General features: G+C 70.2%; 17 protein-coding genes. 15 read left to right on the forward strand and 2 right to left on the reverse strand.

Translation table 11 applies throughout. From position 1 onward, the window contains the following. Window positions 1-431 precede the first annotated feature (431 nt). From HLK59_RS17175 to HLK59_RS17240, 14 genes are all read left to right on the forward strand, one after another. Window positions 432-1,721 carry a GAF domain-containing protein gene (locus tag HLK59_RS17175; RefSeq protein ID WP_171142308.1) on the forward strand — a complete coding sequence of 430 codons (1,290 nt, stop codon included), beginning with the start codon at window positions 432-434 and terminating at the stop codon, window positions 1,719-1,721. 152 nt (window positions 1,722-1,873) lie between these two features. Next, complete coding sequence (locus HLK59_RS17180) at window positions 1,874-3,139, forward strand: hypothetical protein (protein ID WP_171142309.1); 1,266 nt, start codon at window positions 1,874-1,876, stop codon at window positions 3,137-3,139. 64 nt (window positions 3,140-3,203) lie between these two features. Further along, window positions 3,204-3,776 (forward strand): GNAT family N-acetyltransferase, encoded by a 573-nt coding sequence (locus tag HLK59_RS17185; RefSeq protein ID WP_171142310.1) that lies wholly within the window; start codon window positions 3,204-3,206, stop codon window positions 3,774-3,776. 127 nt (window positions 3,777-3,903) lie between these two features. Beyond that, complete coding sequence (locus HLK59_RS52395) at window positions 3,904-3,987, forward strand: putative leader peptide (RefSeq protein ID WP_310591794.1); 84 nt, start codon at window positions 3,904-3,906, stop codon at window positions 3,985-3,987. A 127-nt stretch (window positions 3,988-4,114) separates the two neighbouring features. Then, on the forward strand, window positions 4,115-5,812 hold the full coding sequence (locus HLK59_RS17190) for a nitrite/sulfite reductase (RefSeq protein ID WP_171142311.1): 1,698 nt from the start codon (window positions 4,115-4,117) through the stop codon (window positions 5,810-5,812). After that, window positions 5,809-5,988, forward strand: a complete 180-nt coding sequence (locus HLK59_RS17195; protein WP_171142312.1) for a hypothetical protein — start codon at window positions 5,809-5,811, stop codon at window positions 5,986-5,988. Before HLK59_RS17190 ends, HLK59_RS17195 begins: the two co-directional genes overlap by 4 nt. After that, complete coding sequence (locus HLK59_RS17200; RefSeq protein ID WP_171142313.1) at window positions 5,985-6,695, forward strand: phosphoadenylyl-sulfate reductase; 711 nt, start codon at window positions 5,985-5,987, stop codon at window positions 6,693-6,695. Before HLK59_RS17195 ends, HLK59_RS17200 begins: the two co-directional genes overlap by 4 nt. Next, on the forward strand, window positions 6,692-7,255 hold the full coding sequence (gene cysC / locus HLK59_RS17205) for an adenylyl-sulfate kinase (protein ID WP_206327234.1): 564 nt from the start codon (window positions 6,692-6,694) through the stop codon (window positions 7,253-7,255). Before HLK59_RS17200 ends, cysC begins: the two co-directional genes overlap by 4 nt. Further along, complete coding sequence (cysD, locus tag HLK59_RS17210; RefSeq protein WP_171142315.1) at window positions 7,252-8,190, forward strand: sulfate adenylyltransferase subunit CysD; 939 nt, start codon at window positions 7,252-7,254, stop codon at window positions 8,188-8,190. The genes cysC and cysD overlap by 4 nt, the downstream gene beginning before the upstream one ends. 2 nt (window positions 8,191-8,192) lie before the next feature. Continuing rightward, complete coding sequence (locus HLK59_RS17215; RefSeq protein WP_171142316.1) at window positions 8,193-9,521, forward strand: GTP-binding protein; 1,329 nt, start codon at window positions 8,193-8,195, stop codon at window positions 9,519-9,521. Window positions 9,522-9,743: 222 nt separating this feature from the next. After that, the gene (locus HLK59_RS17225; RefSeq protein WP_171142317.1) at window positions 9,744-10,847 is read left to right on the forward strand and encodes an aliphatic sulfonate ABC transporter substrate-binding protein; all 1,104 of its coding nucleotides are present in this window, start codon (window positions 9,744-9,746) and stop codon (window positions 10,845-10,847) included. Window positions 10,848-10,882: 35 nt separating this feature from the next. Next, on the forward strand, window positions 10,883-11,668 hold the full coding sequence (locus tag HLK59_RS17230) for an ABC transporter ATP-binding protein (RefSeq protein WP_171142318.1): 786 nt from the start codon (window positions 10,883-10,885) through the stop codon (window positions 11,666-11,668). Continuing rightward, on the forward strand, window positions 11,655-12,533 hold the full coding sequence (locus HLK59_RS17235) for an ABC transporter permease (protein ID WP_171142319.1): 879 nt from the start codon (window positions 11,655-11,657) through the stop codon (window positions 12,531-12,533). The genes HLK59_RS17230 and HLK59_RS17235 overlap by 14 nt, the downstream gene beginning before the upstream one ends. A gap of 5 nt (window positions 12,534-12,538) precedes the next feature. Beyond that, window positions 12,539-13,279, forward strand: coding sequence for a sirohydrochlorin chelatase (locus tag HLK59_RS17240; protein WP_171142320.1), 741 nt, complete (start codon window positions 12,539-12,541; stop codon window positions 13,277-13,279). 137 nt (window positions 13,280-13,416) lie between these two features. Here the strand turns inward: HLK59_RS17240 and HLK59_RS17245 are convergent, their stop codons facing one another. Then, entirely contained in the window at window positions 13,417-14,424 is a 1,008-nt protein-coding gene (locus tag HLK59_RS17245) for a ketopantoate reductase family protein (protein ID WP_171142321.1), read from the reverse strand. 114 nt (window positions 14,425-14,538) lie between these two features. Continuing rightward, window positions 14,539-15,087 carry a DUF1697 domain-containing protein gene (locus HLK59_RS17250; protein ID WP_171142322.1) on the reverse strand — a complete coding sequence of 183 codons (549 nt, stop codon included), beginning with the start codon at window positions 15,085-15,087 and terminating at the stop codon, window positions 14,539-14,541. Window positions 15,088-15,315: 228 nt separating this feature from the next. Here HLK59_RS17250 and HLK59_RS17255 point away from each other — a divergent pair, with 228 nt between their 5' ends. Next, window positions 15,316-17,580, forward strand: a complete 2,265-nt coding sequence (locus HLK59_RS17255) for an MMPL family transporter (protein WP_171142323.1) — start codon at window positions 15,316-15,318, stop codon at window positions 17,578-17,580. Window positions 17,581-17,590 lie beyond the last annotated feature (10 nt).

Genomic DNA, 17,590 nt, shown 5'->3' on the forward strand with positions numbered 1-17,590 from the left:
GGGGCGCGGGACCGTATCAATGTGCGGCTACCGCCGCGCGGGCGCGAGCAACCACGAACCACCCGCGGAGGCCACCACACATCGACCAGGCACCCCCTACCGCGAAACCCGCCCGACCGCCGGAGGCAAGTGGTAGGGGGTGGTGCTGCGCCGACACGGCACCACCCCCACCGTGGCCCGTTCGAGGCCGCGAACGCCGCTCGGGACGGCGTCGCTCAAGTTTCAAACAAGGCTCGGCGGTCCACCAGGGTTGCAGGGGGTTGCAACTTGCTGCTGACTGTGGCCGGACTGAGCCCGTCCACGAGGGGCGAAAGGCACTATGAGACGAACAGTCAGGACGGACGTCGCTCGCGTGGCCGAAAGGCGATGAGAAACCGGTTGTCCGCAGCCCTTCATCAGTCCTTCAACATTCCCTCATCCGGGAGGATCCCGTGGCGCAATCGCCGACGGACGTCACCCAGCTCGCCGCCGTGGACGCGGCGCGTGCGGCACGGGTGCTCAGCGACATGCGCTCCGCCACCCTCTCCGGGCAGCGGGCCGCGCTCGCACCCCGTCCGGTGATCGAGGAGTCCTGGGGACGGATGCTGCGCGGCGGGGTCGATCCCGACCACGACTTCCGGACCGGGCTGCTGTCCCTGGAGGAGGTGCAGCGGCGGCGCGAGACCTCGGTGCTGCGGCACGTCCTGCCGGTGCTGCGGCAGGGGCTGCTGTCGGTCGCGGACGTCGCCCACCACATCATGGTGGTCGCCGACGAGGAGGGCCGGGTGCTGTGGCGGGAGGGCAGTTCCCCGGTGCTGCGCAAGGCCGACGGGACCGGCTTCGAACTCGGCGCGGACTGGCGGGAGAGCGTCGTGGGCACCAACGGCATCGGCACCCCGGTGGTGGCCCGCCGGCCGGTGCAGGTCTTCGCCTCCGAGCACTTCGTGCGCTCGCAGACCTCCTGGACCTGCACCGGGGCGCCGATCACTGACCCGCGGGACGGTCGGCTGATCGGTGTGGTGGACGTGAGCGGGCCGCTGGACACGATGCATCCGGCCACGCTCGCGTGGGTCGACTCGGTGGCCAAGCTCGCCGAGGCCCGGCTGCGGGAGCTGCACCAGGCCTCGCTGGAGCAACTGCGCGCGGTGGGGGCGCCGGTGCTGGCGCGGCTCGGCGGCCGGGCCCTGGTGGTGGACGGGGACGGCTGGACGGCCGCGGTGACCGGGATGCCGTACCAGAACCGGATCGGGCTGCCCAAGTCGCTGACGGCGGGGCGGCGGTGGCTGCCGACGCTGGGTCTGTGCTCGGTGGAGCCGCTCGCGGGCGGCTGGCTGGTGCGGGCGGCGGCCGAGCCGGTGCCGGAGGGCGCCACCCGTATCGTGCTGGATCTGTCGCAGCCGCGCCGCTGGTCGGTGACGGTGTCCGGGATCGCCGGGTCGTGGAGCCATGAACTGAGTCCGCGGCACGCCGAGTTGCTGTATCTGCTGGCCGTGCACCGGAGCGGTCGCAGTGCGGCGGGCCTGGCCGAGGACATGTTCGGGGACCCGGAGCGCCGGGTGACGGTGCGGGCGGAGATGTCCCGGGTACGCCGGTATCTCGGGGGACTTCTGGAACACCGGCCGTATCGTTTCTGCGAAGGTGCGGAGGTCGAGGTCCGCCGCCCCGCCGACCCGCACGACCTGCTGCCGCACTCGACGGCACCCGCGGTGACCGGCAAACGGTTGTCCACACACTCGCCCTGAAGCACCCAACAGGCGGCATCTTTCGCATATTTGCAGGGTCTTCGTCACCGGCGGGGCCCGACTGCCGTAGCATCCCTGTACGGGCCACCCCACCTGCTCCTTGGTCAACGTACGGATCACCAGGCGCAGTTGGCCCGCCTCGGGAGGACGACATGACGCAGCGCGGCAGACACCGCAGGCAGAAGCGAGGCAGAGCGGCGCGAGCCTTCCTGGCCGGGACCGCCCTCGCGCTCACCGCCGCCGCCACGATGATCAGTGCCTCGCAGGCCACGGTCGCCGACGATCCGGGGGCCCTGAAGCCGCTCGCCACGTCCGCCGAGACGGACGTACTGCGCCTGCGCGAACACCTGGAGCCGCAGCGCGATCTCGACCGGCTCGCCTCCGCGATGGGCCGGCCGGTCGGCGTGAGCGCCGTCCTCGACAGCGCCGACCACACCCTGCGCAGCGCCGACGACTGTTCCGCCACCGACCGCGAGGCGCTGCCCGTCGAGCCGGCCGCCACCCGCGCGTACTGCTGGGACGCCGCCGACACCCGGTCCTGGCAGGCCGGCGCGGTCACCACCTCGGGCGACGCGGACGACGACGGCATGTGGGGGCAGAACCGGGTGATCCTGTCGGCCTGGTCGCAGGGCGCCCATGATCTGGCCAAGGTGGCGTTCATCGACGCGGGCGACCTGGACCGCCCCACCTACTCCTGGGTCCTGCTCGCCGTCCCGGTCGACGGCGGCCGTGACTACCGCGCCCTCGACTCCCGGATCTCCGGCATGGTCTGGTACCAGGACAAGCTGCTGGTGACCGCCGCCGAGGGCCTGTACGTGTACGACATGGACCGCGTCCAGCGCACCACGGTGGACAGCCCCGCCGTCGGCCGCGTGGACGGCGGCTGGGCGGCGCACGGCAACCGCTGGGTGCTGCCCGCGGTCGGCACCTACAGCCTGGCCGGCGGGAAGGCCGCCGCGCAGCCCGACTATCTCTCCCTGGACCGCAGCACCTCCCCCGACAGTCTGGTCGCGAGCGAGTGGGTCTCCACGGACGACGACCGGGACGTGCGGCTGTGGCGCTACGACTTCAGCAGCGCCTCCGACCGCGCCGGACTCCTCACCACGGACCCCGCCGGGTACACCCGGGTCGACGAGGCGTACGAGACGGAGGCGGCCGGCGTCGGCGCCGTGCTGTCGTACGGCTCCGACTGGTACCTCGGCCGTGCCGCGGACGCGGACGGCGACCACGGGACGCTGTGGCGGCAGAGCGCGACCGGCGCGCGGGCCACCCGGTGCGGCACCGACGAGAGCCGCCAGTGCTGGAGCACCGAGTCGGATTCCCTGTCCTACTGGGAGGCGACCGGCGAGGTCTGGTCGCAGTCGGGCCGGATGCTGTTCGCCATGCCGCTGGCCTCGGTCGACAGAGCGCTGGGCTAGGGCCCGGCGGGCGGATCACGGCGCCGTTCGACAGATCATCGGGCCGGATGGTTCCCTGGCAGGCATGGCCAACATCCCCGTGACCACCTGGTCCCTGGAACAGACCGCCCCGACCGACGTCCTCCCGGCCGCCGGGCCGGAGGGCGACGTCAGGATCGTGCGCTCCGAGGTCCCCTCCCCCGAGTTCAGCCGCTTCCTGTACGCCTCCGTCGGCGGCGACATCCTCTGGACGGACCGGCTCGGCTGGACGTACCCGCGGTGGGAGGAGCATCTGGGCCGGCCCGGTGTGGAGACCTGGGTGGCGTACGACCGGGGCACGCCCGCGGGGTACGTGGAGCTGGAGCCGCAGGACGACGGGATCGTGGAGATCGTCTACTTCGGGCTGATCCCGGCCTTCCGGGGCCGCCGGATCGGCGGCCACCTGCTGTCGTACGGCGCCGCCCGCGCCTGGGACCTCGCGGACCGCTGGCCGGGGCTGGCGCCGACGAAGCGGGTCTGGCTGCATACATGCAGCCTGGACGGGGAGCACGCCATGGACAACTATCTGCGCCGGGGCTTCAAGCTCTTCGACACCAAGGTCGAGGAGGAGCCCGACGTGGCCGCACCGGGGCCCTGGCCGGGCGCTTACCCGGCCTGACCTGCGCGGACAAGACGTCGCGCAACGTATGTGATCGAGGACACCCTTGTCTCACTCTACGGGACAAGGGTGTCCGCATGATGGACGAAGCTGGACTGTGTCCAGAACGCCGTGACACGCTTCCGTCATGTCTGGAACTGGAATTGCCTTGGTGAGTCGGCGGCACGTCGACCTCGGCCGCATGTCCAGCGCCATCTGTCCGGCGCGCTGACGAGCCGCAGCACCGCCGACATCTCTCGTACCCCTCTTCAGCCTGCACGAAGACGCGCGCGTACACCCATGCGCCCGTACGAGCAGGTAAGAGCCGCTTTCCGCCTGTCCCGAAGGACGAAAAAACCATGGCCGCCACCCCGCAGAACCCTGCTGCCACGACTCCGCGCCGCAAGGTGAGCCGTCACCGCGGTGAGGGTCAGTGGGCCGCGGGACACCACACCCCGCTGAACGGCAACGAGCAGTTCAAGAAGGACGACGACGGTCTCAACGTGCGGACACGCATTGAGACGATCTACTCCAAGCGGGGCTTCGACTCGATCGACCCCAACGACCTGCGCGGCCGGATGCGCTGGTGGGGCCTCTACACCCAGCGCAAGCCCGGGATCGACGGCGGCAAGACCGCGATCCTGGAGCCGGAGGAGCTGGACGACAAGTACTTCATGCTGCGGGTGCGGATCGACGGCGGACGCCTCACCACCCAGCAGCTGCGGGTGATCGGTGAGATCTCCGAGGAGTTCGCGCGCGGCAGCGCCGACATCACCGACCGGCAGAACATCCAGCTGCACTGGATCCGTATCGAGGACGTCCCGGAGATCTGGAACCGCCTGGAGGCGGTCGGTCTGTCCACGACCGAGGCCTGCGGCGACTGCCCGCGTGTCGTCATCGGCTCGCCGGTCGCCGGTATCGCCGAGGACGAGATCATCGACGGCACCTGGGCGATCGACGAGATCCACGAGCGGTACATCGGCAGCAAGGAGTTCTCCAACCTGCCGCGCAAGTTCAAGACGGCGATCTCCGGCTCCCCGCTGCTCGACGTCGTCCACGAGATCAACGACGTGGCCTTCGTCGGCGTCGAGCACCCCGAGCACGGCCCCGGCTTCGACGTGTGGGTGGGCGGCGGTCTGTCCACCAACCCGAAGCTCGGCGTCCGGCTCGGCGCCTGGGTGCCGCTGGAGGAGGTCCCGGACGTCTGGGCCGGTGTGATCGGCATCTTCCGTGACTGGGGCTACCGGCGGCTGCGCACGCGTGCCCGTCTGAAGTTCCTCGTCGCCGACTGGGGCGCGGAGAAGTTCCGCCAGGTCCTGGAGGACGACTACCTGGCGCGCAAGCTGGTCGACGGCCCCGCGCCCGCCGACCCGGCGGGCCGCTGGCGCGACCACGTCGGTGTGCACCGGCAGAAGGACGGCCGTTACTACGTGGGCTTCGCCCCGCGCGTCGGCCGCGTCGACGGCGCCACGCTGACGAAGATCGCCGAGGTGGCCGAGGCGCACGGCTCGGGCCGGCTGCGCACCACCGTCGAGCAGAAGATGATCGTCCTCGATGTGGAGGAGGCGCAGGTCGAGCCGCTGGTCGAGGCCCTTCAGGCCCTTGACCTGACCGCCAAGCCGTCCCCGTTCCGGCGCGGCACCATGGCCTGCACCGGTATCGAGTACTGCAAGCTCGCCATCGTCGAGACCAAGCAGCGCGGCTCCTCGCTGATCGACGAACTGGAGCGCCGGATCCCGGAGTTCGACGAGCCGCTCACCATCAACATCAACGGCTGCCCGAACGCCTGCGCCCGTATCCAGGTGGCGGACATCGGTCTCAAGGGCCAGCTCGTGCTCAACGACCAGGGCGAGCAGGTCGAGGGCTACCAGGTGCACCTGGGCGGCGCCCTCGGTCTGGAGGCCGGCTTCGGCCGCAAGGTCCGTGGTCTGAAGGTCACCTCCGACGAACTCCCCGACTACGTCGAGCGGGTCCTGACGCGCTTCCAGGAGCAGCGCGAGGACGGCGAGCGGTTCGCCGCCTGGGCCTCGCGGGCGTCCGAGGAGGCCCTCTCATGAGCGAGCGGGCCGCCCCCTTCTACTGCCCCTACTGCGGCGACGAGGACCTCCGTCCGTCCGAACAGGGCCACGGCGCGTGGGAATGCGCGGCGTGCAACCGCGCTTTCCAGTTGAAGTTCCTCGGGCTCCTCGCCCGGGGTCTTCAGCAGTCCGAAGCAGGGGGAGAGCACATATGACCGCCGTTCAGGAAGAACGTACGACCGACGATCTCAAGGCGCTCGCCGAGCAGGCGGGCCGTGACCTGGAGGACGCCTCCGCGCTGGAGATCCTCCAGTGGGCCGTCGACACGTTCGGCAAGAGCTTCTGTGTGACCTCCTCCATGGAGGACGCGGTCGTCGCGCACCTCGCGTCCCGGGCCCGCAAGGGTGTGGACGTGGTGTTCCTCGACACCGGCTACCACTTCCCGGAGACCATCGGCACCCGGGACGCGGTCGAGGCCGTGATGGACGTCAACGTCATCACGCTCACCCCGCGTCAGAGCGTCGCCGAGCAGGACGCGGAGTACGGGCCCCGACTGCACGACCGCGACCCCGACCTGTGCTGCAAGCTGCGCAAGGTGCAGCCCCTGGAGCAGGGCCTCACCCGGTATCTGGCCTGGGCGACCGGGCTGCGCCGCGACGAGTCCCCGACCCGGGCGAACACCCCGGTCGTCGGCTGGGACGAGAAGCGCCGGAAGGTCAAGGTCTCCCCGATCGCCCGCTGGACCCAGGACGACGTGGACGCCTACGTCGCCGAACACGGCGTCCTCACCAACCCGCTGCTGATGGACGGCTACGCCTCCGTCGGCTGCGCCCCCTGCACCCGCCGGGTCCTTGAGGGCGAGGACGCGCGCGCCGGCCGCTGGGCGGGCCGCGGGAAGACCGAGTGCGGGCTGCACGAATGACCATCACCGAGAAGGAGTTGCACGTGACGACCGGAGCCACCGTCTGGCTCACGGGTCTGCCGAGTGCCGGCAAGACCACCATCGCGTACGAGCTGGCTGGCCGGCTGCGCGAGGAGGGCCATCTCGTCGAGGTGCTCGACGGCGACGAGATCCGCGAGTTCATCTCGGCGGGCCTCGGCTTCAGCCGCGAGGACCGGCACACGAACGTGCAGCGCATCGGCTTCCTCGCCGAACTGCTCGCCCGCAACGGCGTCAAGGCGCTCGTCCCGGTGATCGCGCCGTACGCGGACAGCCGTGAGGCGGTGCGCAAGCGCCACCAGGAGGGCGGGGCGGCCTACATCGAGGTGCATGTGGCGACTCCGGTCGAGGTGTGCTCCGTACGCGATGTGAAGGGTCTGTACGCCAAGCAGGCCGCGGGCGAGCTGTCCGGGCTCACCGGCGTCGACGACCCGTACGAGGAGCCCGAGTCGCCCGACCTGCGGATCGAGTCGCAGGACCAGACCGTCCAGGAGTCCGCGGCGGCTGTGCACGCGCTGCTCACCGAGAGGGGACTGGCATGACGACGACCGTCGCCGCGGTGGCGGAGGGTACGGACGCTCCGTACGCCCTCTCCCACCTGGACGCTCTCGAATCCGAGGCGGTCCACATCTTCCGCGAGGTGGCGGGTGAGTTCGAGCGGCCGGTGATCCTCTTCTCCGGCGGCAAGGACTCCATCGTCATGCTGCATCTGGCGCTCAAGGCCTTCGCGCCCGCCGCGATCCCCTTCTCCCTGCTGCACGTGGACACCGGGCACAACTTCCCCGAGGTGCTGGAGTACCGGGACCGTACGGTCGAGCGGCACGGTCTGCGGCTGCATGTCGCCTCCGTGCAGGACTACATCGACCGCGGGGTGCTCAAGGAGCGTCCGGACGGGACCCGTAACCCGTTGCAGACGCTGCCGCTGACCGAGAAGATCCAGTCGGAGAAGTTCGACGCGGTCTTCGGCGGTGGCCGGCGCGACGAGGAGAAGGCCCGCGCCAAGGAGCGTGTCTTCTCCCTGCGCGACGAGTTCTCGCAGTGGGACCCGCGCCGCCAGCGCCCCGAACTGTGGAACCTCTACAACGGCCGGCACGCCCCCGGCGAACACGTCCGCGTCTTCCCCCTGTCCAACTGGACCGAACTGGACGTCTGGCAGTACATCGCCCGCGAGGGCATCGAGCTGCCGGAGATCTACTTCGCGCACGAGCGTGAGGTGTTCGCGCGCAGCGGTATGTGGCTGACCGCCGGCGAGTGGGGCGGGCCCAAGGACGGCGAGAGTGTCGAGAAGCGCCTCGTGCGCTACCGGACCGTCGGTGACATGTCCTGCACCGGGGCCGTCGACTCGGACGCGGTGACGCTGGACGACGTCATCGTCGAGATCGCGGCCTCCCGGCTGACCGAGCGGGGCGCGACCCGCGCCGACGACAAGATGTCCGAGGCCGCGATGGAAGACCGTAAGCGCGAGGGGTACTTCTAAGCATGAGCACGACCACGGAACTCTCCGAGACCACGCTCCTGCGGTTCGCCACCGCCGGCTCCGTCGACGACGGCAAGTCCACCCTGGTGGGCCGGCTGCTGCACGACTCCAAGTCGGTGCTCACCGACCAGCTGGAGGCCGTGGAGCGGGCCTCGACCGCGCGCGGGCAGGAAGGTCCCGACCTCGCGCTGCTCACGGACGGTCTGCGGGCCGAGCGCGAGCAGGGCATCACCATCGACGTGGCGTACCGCTACTTCGCCACCGCCCGGCGCCGGTTCATCCTCGCCGACACGCCCGGCCATGTGCAGTACACCCGCAACATGGTGACGGGTGCCTCCACGGCCGAGCTGACGGTGATCCTGATCGACGCCCGCAACGGCGTCGTCGAGCAGACCCGCCGGCACGCGGCCCTCGCGGCGCTGCTGCGGGTGCCGCACGTGGTCCTCGCGGTGAACAAGATGGACCTGGTCGACTACCAGGAGTCCGTGTTCGCCGCGATCGCCGAGGAGTTCACGGCGTACGCGACCGAGCTGGGCGTCCCGGAGGTCACCGCGATCCCGATCTCGGCGCTCGCCGGTGACAACGTGGTGGAGCCGTCCGCGAACATGGACTGGTACGGCGGTCCGACCGTCCTGGAGCACCTGGAGACGGTCCCGGTCACCCACGACCTGAGCCACTGCCACGCGCGGCTGCCCGTGCAGTTCGTGATCCGTCCGCAGACCGCCGAGCACCCGGACTACCGGGGCTACGCGGGCCAGATCGCCGCCGGTTCCTTCCGTGTCGGCGAGGCCGTGACCGTGCTGCCCTCGGGTCGCGGCTCGCGGATCGCCGGTATCGACCTGCTGGGTGAGCCGGTCGACGTCGCGTGGACGACCCAGTCGGTGACGGTCCTCCTGGAGGACGACATCGACATCTCGCGCGGCGACCTGATCGTGCCCAGCAAGGACGCCCCGCCGACCACCCAGGACATCGAGGCGACCGTCTGCCATGTGGCCGACGCGCCGCTGACCGTCGGTCACCGGGTGCTGCTCAAGCACGGCACCCGCACGGTGAAGGCGATCGTCAAGGACATCCCGTCCCGTCTCACGCTCGACGACCTGTCCCTGCACCCGCACCCGGGACAGCTCGTCGCCAACGACATCGGCCGCGTGAAGGTCCGCACCGCGGAGCCGCTGCCGGTGGACTCCTACGCCGACTCCCGGCGCACCGGCTCGTTCATCCTCATCGACCCGAACGACGGCACCACGCTCACCGCGGGCATGGTCGGCGAGTCGTTCGCGTCCCCGGAGCCCGTCAAGGACGCGGCCGAGGACGACGGGTGGGACTTCTGACATGAACTCCACCGACTACTTCTCCACGTTCGCGAAGGAGGGCGGCCGCGTCGGCAGCGGTGCGCTCGGCAGCGGGCAGGGCGGGGTGGCGCGATGTGTGCGCTGACGTACGCGCACCGCTTGCGCGCCCTCACCCCCCACCGCCGTAGACGCAGACCTGCCGACCTCCCGGCCACGACCTGAGAGACCGTGACCGCCGGGCCTCCGAGAGGAACACCTCCCGTGCCTGCAAAATCCGCTCTTCGCCGCACCTTCGCGGTCATAGCCGCGCTCCCCCTTCTCACCCTCGCCGCCTGCGGTTACGGCTCCGAGGCGAAGGACGACGACACCGCCAAGGTCGCTGCCGGGGCCGAGAAGATCGAAGGACTCGACTCCGTCAAGATCGGTTACTTCGGCAACCTGACGCACGGCACCGCGCTGGTCGCCAACCAGAAGGGCTTCTTCCAGAAGGAGCTCGGCGCCACGAAGGCTTCGTACGCGACCTTCAACGCGGGCCCGTCCGAGATCGAGGCCCTCAACTCCAAGTCGATCGACATCGGCTGGATCGGCCCCTCCCCGGCGATCAACGGCTACACCAAGTCCGACGGCAAGAACCTGAAGATCATCGGCGGTTCGGCGTCCGGCGGTGTGAAGCTCGTGGTCAACCCGGACAAGATCAAGTCCCTGAAGGACGTCAAGGGCAAGAAGATCGCGACCCCGCAGCTGGGCAACACGCAGGACGTGGCGTTCCTCAACTGGATCGCGGACCAGGGCTGGGACGTCGACGCGCAGAGCGGCAAGGGTGACGTCACCGTCGTCCGTACCGACAACAAGATCACCCCGGACGCCTACAAGGCCGGTTCCATCGACGGTGCCTGGGTGCCGGAGCCGACCGCGTCGAAGCTGGTCGCCGAGGGCGGCAAGGTGCTGCTGGACGAGGCGTCGCTGTGGCCCGACAAGAAGTTCGTGATCACGAACATCATCGTGCGCCAGGACTTCCTCAAGGAGCACCCGAAGGTCGTCGAGGCGGTCCTGAAGGCCGCGGTGGAGACCAACAAGTGGATCAACGCCAACCCTGACGAGGCGAAGGCGGCGGCCAACAAGCAGCTGGGCATCGACTCGGGCAAGGAGCTGCCGGCCGACGTCCTGGACCCGGCGTGGAAGTCGATCCAGTTCACCAACGACCCGCTGGCCGCCACCCTCAACACCGAGGCGGAGCACGCGGTCAAGGCCGGTCTGCTGGAGCAGCCGAACCTGAAGGACATCTACGACCTGACGATCCTCAACAAGGTCCTCAAGGCCGCGGGCGAGAGCACGGTCAGCGCCGCCGGTCTCGGCACCAGCTGACGTAGATCCCCACGAGTTCCCAGGAGGTGACGACCATGGCCACGACCACGACTCTCGCCAAGGCCACCGAGACGGTCGAGTACGCGGCACGTCTCGACCACGTCTCGAAGTCCTTCGCGACACCGGGCGGGCAGCAGCTCGTCCTGGACGACATCACCATCGATGTCGCGCCGGGTGAGTTCGTCACCCTCCTGGGGGCTTCGGGCTGCGGCAAGTCCACGCTGCTGAACCTGGTGGCGGGCCTCGACCAGCCCAGCGCGGGCTCCATCACGACGGACGGGCGCCCGGCCCTGATGTTCCAGGAGCACGCCCTGTTCCCGTGGCTGACCGCGGGCAAGAACATCGAACTCGCCCTGAAGCTCAGGGGTGTTCCCAAGCCCGATCGCCGGCCCCGGGCCGAGGAACTGCTCGAACTGGTGCGGCTGAAGGGCGCGTACGACAAGCGGGTGCACGAGCTGTCGGGCGGTATGCGCCAGCGTGCGGCGCTGGCGCGGGCGCTCGCCCAGGAGAGCAACCTGCTGCTGATGGACGAGCCGTTCTCGGCGCTCGACGCCATCACCCGGGACGTGCTGCACGACGAGCTGACCCGTATCTGGGAGGAGACCGGGCTCTCCGTCCTGTTCGTCACGCACAACGTGCGCGAGGCGGTGCGGCTCGCGCAGCGCGTCATCCTGCTGTCCTCGCGTCCGGGCCGGATCGCCCGCGAGTGGGCGGTCGACATCCCGCAGCCGCGCCGTATCGAGGACGCGCCGGTCGCCGAACTGTCCCTTGAGATCACCGATGTACTGCGTGGGGAGATCCGCCGTCATGGCCAGCACTGACACGACACCGGTCCAGGACACCGGGAGCGTAGAGGCGGGTCTCGACGCACTGGAGACCCACGACACCGGACGCCCGACGTTCCGGCAGACCTTCGTCAACAAGATCCTGCCGCCGATCATCGCCGTCGGTGTGCTGCTCGCGGTGTGGACCCTGCTGTACCCGGTCGTCGACAACCCCACCAAGCTGCCCTCTCCGGCGGCCGTGGGCTCGGCGTTCCAGGACGCCTGGCTGAAGGGCGATCTGCTCGGCTACATCTGGACCAGCGTCTCGCGCGGTCTGCTCGGCTTCCTGATGGCGCTGGCGATCGGTACCCCGCTGGGTCTGCTGGTGGCGCGGGTGAAGTTCGTGCGCGCGGCGATCGGTCCGATCCTGTCCGGTCTCCAGTCCCTGCCGTCGGTGGCGTGGGTGCCGCCGGCCGTAATCTGGCTGGGTCTGAACAACTCGATGATGTACGCGGTGATCCTGCTCGGCGCGGTCCCGTCGATCGCCAACGGTCTGGTCTCCGGCGTCGACCAGATCCCGCCGCTGTTCCTGCGGGCCGGCCGCACGATGGGCGCGACCGGTCTGAAGGGCACCTGGCACATCACCCTGCCGGCGGCGCTGCCCGGCTATGTGGCGGGCATGAAGCAGGGCTGGGCGTTCTCGTGGCGCTCGCTGATGGCCGCGGAGATCATCGCCCAGTTCCCCGACCTGGGCGTGGGTCTGGGCCAGTTGCTGGAGAACGCCCGTACGGCCAGCGACATGGCGATGGTGTTCGAGGCGATCCTGCTCATCCTGTTCGTCGGTATCGCGATCGACCTGCTGATCTTCAGCCCGCTGGAGCGGTGGGTGCTGCGCAGTCGCGGTCTGCTGGTGAAGGGGTAGGTCCCGTGCACAGGAAGCCCGTCCTGCTCGTCATCGCCCACGGCAGCCGTGATCCACGGCATGCCGCGACGGTGCACGCTCTCGTCCGCCGGGTGCGCTCGCTGCGCCCCGGGGTGCGGGTGGAGACCGGCTTCCTGGACTTCAACATCCCCTCTGTCCAGGGGGTGTTGGAGTCGCTCGCGGCGGAGGGCGTCCGTGATGTGGTCGCCCTCCCCTTGCTGCTGACCCGCGCGTTCCACGCGAAGGCGGACATCCCCGCGGTCCTCAGGGACGCTCCGCCGCAGCTGCGGATCCGTCAGGCGGAGGTGCTGGGCCCGTCCCCGCTCCTGCTGTCGGCGCTGGAACGGCGGTTGTACGAGGCGGGGTTGACGCCCGCCGACAAGTCCTCGACCGGGGTCGTGCTGGCCTCGGCGGGGTCCACGGACCCGGAGGCGATCGCAGTGATCGCAGAAATCGCGCGGGAGTGGCGGCGCACCGGTTGGTGTGCCGTGCGGCCTGCGTTCGCCTCCGCCGCGTTGCCCCGCACCGAGGACGCGGTGCGCGAACTCCGTTCCCTGGGCTGCGAAAAGGTGGCCGTCGCGCCGTACGTCCTCGCTCCCGGCTTCCTGCCGGACCGTATCGCGCGGGGCGCGGCTGAGGCGGATGTCCTCGCGGACGTGCTCGGTTCGTCGTCCGAGGTGGCACGGGTGCTGCTGGAGCGGTACGACGAGGCACGGGTGCCGGCGCTGGCGGTTGTCGGCGCGTAGCCGTCCGCGGGACGGTGGGGGCTGGTCGCGCCCACGCGGCGGTGGCCGCACATGGATACAGCCCCGCGCCCCTGGGGGGCGCTATCGGCGCAGCTCCTGTCCTAGCCGTGTGCGCGCGTACCGTACGCGCCTCCCCTTCAGTACTCCGTTCCGTCGGCCAGCCGTACCAGTTCGGCCACCGGCATCGACCCCGCCGCCCGGCGCTCGCGGGCGAAGGTGTTGGCGAGGCGCTGGAGCAGGTCGTTGAGCGGGGTCGGTACGCCGTGGAGGCGGCCGAGGAGGGCGATCTCGCCGTTGAGGTAGTCGGCCTCGATGGTGCCGGTGCCGCGGGTGAGGGACTGCCAGGAGGAGCCGCCGCCGCGCGGAGTGCCGTGCAGCGGGGCGAGGAAGACCTTGTCGCCGCGGACCGCCTTCTGCTCCTCGGCGTCCGCGTACGGGATCCCGGCGGCTTCGAGGACGGCCGTGCCCTCGGCCTTGGCGCGCTCGAAGAGTGCCACCGCCGCCGTGCTCTCCATCGGCCCGGTGACGGCCTCCAGCGCGTTCCCGAGGTTGGCCAGCAGCTTGGCGTACTGCCAGCGCGCCACGTCCGGTGTGACCGGCGCCTCGAAGTGCGACGCCTCCAGGTCGGCGGCGATCAGCGTGGCGGTCCCGTCGGTGCCGTGCGGGTACCGGCCGAGGTGGAGGATGCCGGTGAGGGGGCTGCCGACGGCGCTGACGACACCCGGTTCGATGTAGGTGCAGGGCAGCCATACGCAGACGCCGTACACGTGCCGGAAGATCCGCAGGGCGAGCCGCTGGCTCTCCACACCGTTCTGGGCGCACAGGAGCGGCAGCCGCTCGGCCGCCGTACCGCCGCCCGCGACCGCTGCCGGGCCCCATGCCTTGAGGGCTGTCTCGCTGTCCTGGGTCTTCACGGCGAGGACGAGGACGTCGTCGGCGCGCAGCTCGCCGAGCCCGGCGGGTCCCTCGACGACCGGCAGCCGGTACGTCAGTTCGCCCTCCGGAACCCTGAGCCGTAGCCCGCCGTCCGCCAGGGCCGCGCGATGGGCGCCGCGCGCGACCAGGACGACCTCGTGCCCCGAGCCCGCGAGCCGTCCGCCGATCGTGCCGCCGACCGCCCCTGCTCCGATGATGACGTAGCGCATGGGACGAGCCTCGCACGCTCGACCTTGTCCTTGGGCAAAGGATCGAGGCGGCGGGAGGAGCGCGGCGACAGGGTCCCGGTGCCGCCCCGTGACTCGGCGTCCTCGTACGGCAGGTCACTCCGCGGCGGTCATCTCCACCAGCTTGACGACGGTGTTCCAGTTGCGGGTGGTGGCGGTCAGGCCCTTGTTCACGCGCGGCTTGGCGAGCTGTTCGGCCAGCTTGGAGCGGCCCAGGCCGTTCGGCGCGTAGAGGTAGAGGGCGCGGTCGCCGAGCCTGAACTCCTCGGGGAGGAAGGCGTCTTGGTCGATAGCGGTGAAGCGGTCCGTGTCGACCTGGCCGGAGAAGTAGGTCACGTGGAGCTGTTTGGCCTCCAACTCCGCCGCCGGGTAGGGGCAGTCGTCGACGATCGCGGCCAGGTAGGAGTGGTCGCGGACGATCACGTCGACCGGGAAGCCGAACTGCTTCTCGATCGCCGCGCCGAGCTCTGCGGCGAGGGACTCCTCGTCACCGCGGCCGGCGTCGAAGGCGGCCTGGCCGCTCTGGAGGTAGGTGCGCACACGGTCGTGGCCCAGGCCCTCCATCAGCGTGCGCAGCTCCGCCATCGGGACCTTCTTGGCGCCGCCCACGTTGATCCCGCGCAACAGCGCCGCATACGTCGTCATGGGCACACCCTAGGGCGGCCCGCCCCCGACGGCCTCCCCGCAGAGCCGCCGTTAGGTGTAAGGGTCATCCTCCTCCTCAGTGAGGAGGGTGCGGGGGGTCCGAGCGGACGATTCCGCCCACCGCACTTCACCAGGCAGAACGACGAGATGACTTTATCCGCCCCATACCTTCGAATCGAACGGTGTGCGGCAGGGGGCCGCCACCACTTTCAAGGGGGCAAGCCCGTCATGGGGAACGGAGAAACACGCGTGCGGGGCCTCGCGGCCCGGGCCGGCGGCTGGAGCGCCCGGCATCGCTGGGCGGCGGTCGGCATCTGGGTGCTGTTCGTGGTCCTGGCGATGGGACTCGGTTCGGCGGCGGGCCGCGTCGACGTCGACGAGAGCGAAGGCCTGAAGGGCGAGACGCACACGGCCGCGACGATCATCAAGGACGCCGACATCGACGAGCCGGCCGGTGAGACGGTCCTCGTCCAGGCCAAGGACGGTGGGCTGAAGGCGACGGACGCCGAGTTCCGGGCCGCCGTGGACGCGGTCGTCAAGGCCGTCGAGGCGACCGGCGAGGTCACGGACGTGCAGTCGCCGTACACCGCCGACACGATCTCGAAGGACGGCCGCAGCGCGCTGGTGCAGTTCGACATGCGCGGCGACGCGGAGACCGCGTCCGAGCGGGTCGAGCCGGTGCTGAACGCGGTCGAGAAGGTCCAGCGGGACCACTCCTCGGTGCGGATCGAGGAGATCGGCAGCGCCAGCATGCAGAAGACGTTCGACGACGCGTTCGGCGACGACTTCCAGAAGGCCGAGTACTCGGCGCTGCCCGTGGCCCTCGGCATTCTGCTCGTGGCCTTCGGCGCGCTGGTGGCGGCGCTGGTGCCGGTGCTGCTGGCGATCACCGCGATCATGGCGACGATGGGCCTGATGGGCATCGTCAGCCATGTGATGCCGATGGGTGATGTCGCCAACTCGGTGATGCTGCTGGTCGGTCTGGCCGTCGGCGTCGACTACTGCCTGTTCTATCTGCGCCGTGAGCGTGAGGAGCGCGAGGCCGGCCGGGACGCCCAGACGGCCCTGCGGATCGCCGCCGCCACCAGTGGCCGCGCGATCATCGTCTCCGGTGTCACGGTGTGCGTGGCGATGGCGGGCATGCTGTTCACCGGGATCGCCGACTTCGAGGCGATGGGCCTGGCTTCGCTGATCGTCGTCGCCGTCGCCATGGTCGGCTCGGTGACCGTGCTGCCGGCGGTGCTGTCGCTCCTCGGCCACCGGGTCGAGAAGGGCAAGATCCCCTTCCTGCACCCGGAGAGCCGGCTGCGCCGCAACCGTGGACGCGCCAACCGGGAGAGCCGGTTCTGGACGGCCGTCCTCGGCGGTGTGCTGAAGCGGCCGATGGTCTCGGTCGTGGTCGCGGCCGGTGTGCTGCTCGCGATAGCGGCGCCCGCGGTCGGCATGAAGACCCAGAACCTCACCCTGGACCAGGAGTTCGGCGACTCGCTGCCGATCGTGCAGACCTACGACCGGGTCAACGAGGCCTTCCCCGGCGGTTCCGAGCCCGCCGAGGTGATCGTCAAGGCGGACGACATCGGCGCCCCGGAGGTGACGAACGCGCTGGCCGCCTTCAAGCAGGAGGCGATCGCCTCGGGCGCCTCGCGCGGCCCGGTGGAGATCAAGCTGCACGAGGCGCAGAACCTCGCCTTCGTGTACGTCCCGCTGGTCGGCGGCTCCGACCTCGACAAGGCGGGCGAGAGCCTGGTGAAGCTGCGGGACGAGGTGCGGCCCGCGACGCTCGGCAAGGTGGACGGCCTTGAGGCGCCGATCACCGGGCAGGTGGCCGGTTCGAAGGACTTCAACGATCAGCTGACCGGCGCGGTCGTCCCGGTCTTCGCGTTCGTCGTGGTCTTCGCCTTCCTGCTGATGCTGCTGTCGTTCCGCTCGCTGACGATCGCGATCACCTCGATCGTGCTGAACCTGCTGTCGGTGGGTGCGGCGTACGGCATCCTCGTCGCCGTCTTCCAGCACGGCTGGGGCGCGTCCCTGGTGGGCGCGGAGGGTGTGGGCGCCATCATCAGCTGGCTGCCGCTGTTCCTCTTCGTGATCCTGTTCGGCCTGTCGATGGACTACCACGTGTTCGTGGTCTCCCGGATCCGCGAGGCCCGGCTGCGCGGCCGCAGCACGAACGACGCGATCCAGCACGGTGTGGTCACCACCGCCGGTGTCGTCACCAGTGCCGCGGTCATCATGGTCGCCGTGTTCGGGATCTTCGGCACGCTGTCCATGCAGTCCATGAAGCAGATGGGCGTGGGCCTGGCGGCCGCGGTGCTCATCGACGCGACGATCATCCGGGGTGTGCTGCTCCCGGCGGTCATGGCACTGCTCGGTGAGCGCAACTGGTATCTGCCCAAGTGGCTGAACCGGCTGCCGGACCTCACGCACGACGAGGCGCCGGAGGCCGTGCTGGAGTCGTCGCGGGACGACGAGAGCGACCGTGTCCCGGTCTGATTCCGCCCGT

This window comes from Streptomyces sp. S3(2020), from assembly GCF_013044505.1.
In the GTDB taxonomy this organism is placed as follows: domain Bacteria; phylum Actinomycetota; class Actinomycetes; order Streptomycetales; family Streptomycetaceae; genus Streptomyces.